The 2,435-nt window shown below is 69.9% G+C and carries 2 protein-coding genes and 1 pseudogene; 1 reads left to right on the top strand and 2 read right to left on the bottom strand.

Annotated features, from left to right (window positions below; translation table 11 throughout):
* Positions 1 to 396 (bottom strand): annotated as a pseudogene (locus ACFOMP_RS02060) (Y-family DNA polymerase); the annotation flags it as partial.
* Positions 302 to 844 carry a hypothetical protein gene (locus ACFOMP_RS02055; protein WP_379027711.1) on the bottom strand — a complete coding sequence of 181 codons (543 nt, stop codon included), beginning with the start codon at positions 842 to 844 and terminating at the stop codon, positions 302 to 304. The gene ACFOMP_RS02055 and the pseudogene ACFOMP_RS02060, both read right to left, overlap by 95 nt.
* Before the next feature lie 31 nt (positions 845 to 875).
* Here ACFOMP_RS02055 and ACFOMP_RS02050 point away from each other — a divergent pair, with 31 nt between their 5' ends.
* A complete protein-coding gene (locus ACFOMP_RS02050) occupies positions 876 to 2,171 on the top strand; it encodes a hypothetical protein (RefSeq protein ID WP_379027710.1) in 1,296 nt (431 codons plus the stop codon).
* The last annotated feature ends 264 nt before the right edge of the window (positions 2,172 to 2,435 follow it).

Here is a 2,435-nt window from a genome sequence, read left to right as displayed (position 1 = left end):
CAGCGCCAGCGGCGCCGCCTCGCCGCCGCCCCAATGCGCGGCGCCGGTGGTGTCGAGGATGAGGCCGTCATCGCCGTCCGGCGTGCTGAAGGGCCCCCAGCGCCGCGCCCAGAAGGCCAGCCGCGCCAGCCTTGCCGCATCGCGGTCGGGTTCGGCCGGCTCGATGCGCAGGGCCGGGCAGATGGCGCGGCTGTCCACGGCGCGGGCGCCGATGCGGGCGCCGGCCCGTTCGGCGGCGCGGTTCGCGGCATGGATGACGGGCCCGTGCGGACCGGGCGCGGCCAGCGCCAGCGGGATCTGCTCAGGCCAGGCGTCGCCCCGGCGCGCGGCGCGGCTCAGCCAGCTCTCGATCGCGAGACGGGGCAGAGAAATCGAGACGATCCGCCGCCCGGTCATGACGCGCCACCCAGGTCGAGGGCGCCCGGCCGCGCGCCCGGAACAGTTCCGCCAGCCAGCGCGGATCGCCCGGCGCCTGCGGGTCGTCCGGGTCGGGGGCCGAGGGCAGCGGCGTCAGCCGCCAGCGCATCCGCGCCGCGCTGGGTTCGGGCGGCGCGGCATGGCGGATCAGCCAGCAGGGCAGGCCAGCCGCCTCGGCCCGCAGCGCCAGGCGGCGGCTGGCGGTGAAGTTCAGCGCCGAAGGGGTGCCATGGATCTCGCCCACCACGGCGGCCAGGGCGCGGCCTTGCAGCCCGTCCTCCAGCGCGGCCAGCACATCGGCCGGGCGTGACAGGTCCAGCCGCAGCAGGTCGCGGCCCATGCCGGGCAGGAAGGGGGCGCCGAACTCGGCCCGGCTCAGCCGGTCCTGCGCCCAGAGCACCAGTCCCGGCGGCAGGGCGGCCAGCACGAATCCGGAGGCCGCGCCCGCCAGAGGGCGGGTGCCGAAGGCTTCGGACAGGGTCGGCGCGGTCGGTTGCGGCGCCGCGGGGACTGGCGCCCGTCCGAAAGGCGCCACCCCGGAAGGGAAAGGGCGAGCGGACATGGTTCAGTCATTATGTTCTGCTTTTGTTCTAGAAGGGCCGAAGGGATTCGTCAATCGCGCGGTCGCCTGCGCGAAGGGCTTGGGGCCAGCCTTCAATGGTGCTGCGCAGGAGCCACGGGCAGCGCTTTCGGCGCGCGAGGTGCCGACGCCCGCCGAAAGCGCCGTCGCGCGAAGGGCAGGGAGCCGCGCCTTTCGCCCGCCCAACCCTATCGAGCCGAGTTGCCACCCGCGCGCGCTGCTGTATTGTCTGCCCGCGCACAACCGGAGGGAGTCGATGGCTTGCAAGACCGTGCTGGCGGATCATGCGGATTACCGGATCACGCTGCATGTCGCTTCCGCCCAACCCAGCCAGCGGATCGTGATCACCTTCGGCGGGCAGCCATCCGGCCTTGCCGACGAAGGTTTCGGCACGCCTTTCTGCCTGGAGCATGGCTGGGACACCATCTATGTCGCGCAGCGGCACGGCACGCAATTCCAGGGCCTGTCGATCCAGGACTTCCAGACCGTCGTGCGGCCGGTCTGCGCCGGCCGGGACGTGGTGACCTATGGATCCAGCCTCGGGGCCTATGCGGCGCTCTATTACGGCGGCGCGGTCGATGCGCGGATGATCGCCGCGGCGCCGATGCTGCCCGCCTGGCGGCCGCTGAAGCTGCGGGCCTACGAGGATTTGCCGGTGACCCATGGCGACATCAAGGACGGGCCCCTGTCGCGGCACGACCCGGTGGTGATCTACGACCCGCATATCCGCAATGACACGCATCTCATCCGCGACTTGGTGGCGCCGGCCTATCCCGATCTTCGGCCGGTCGAGGTGCCCTATGCCGGCCATACCGTGCTTGTCACCCTGTCGCAGGCGCGGCTGCTGAAGCCGCTGGTCCTGGGAATCATCGAGCATGACGCGATCATTCCTTTCGACCCTCCCGGCGAAGGAACGGCGATTTATCATGGCGAGCTTGGCCGCAGCCTTATCCGGACCGACAGGAAAGCCGCGCGGGCCGAATTGGAAAAGAGTCTCGCCATTGCGCCATCGAAGCGGTTCTTCGGCATGTTGGTCAACCTGCTGATCCGCAGCGGCGACCACGAGGCCGCGCAACAATTGATCTGCAAGGCGGAGAACTCGGGAGACAAGCGTTTGGGGCTGGTGCCCTCGGTCCGGCAGACGGCGATCAACGCCGGGCTGAGGGTCGGGTAAGGTTCGCGCAACAGCGGGCAAAGCGCGTTCTTGGGCATTCTGACGATGCCGCCTCTTGTTCCGGTGTCCGGGCATGGCCCATGATATGGCCCATGACGCGGACGCCGACAGATTGCCGAGCCAAGCTGTTTGCAACCATCGGCTGGATATAGGCCGGCGCGCATCGGGGAATCATGCTGCCCTGACCGGAACAGGTTAACGACGGCTCTGTTGCACAAATCGCGTGAGGGATTCATCTCGCGAATCCAGGGTGGTAGCTGGGAT

Source organism: Paracoccus simplex, from assembly GCF_042648325.1.
GTDB lineage: Bacteria > Pseudomonadota > Alphaproteobacteria > Rhodobacterales > Rhodobacteraceae > Paracoccus > Paracoccus simplex.
This window is presented reverse-complemented; position numbering and strand designations above follow the sequence as displayed.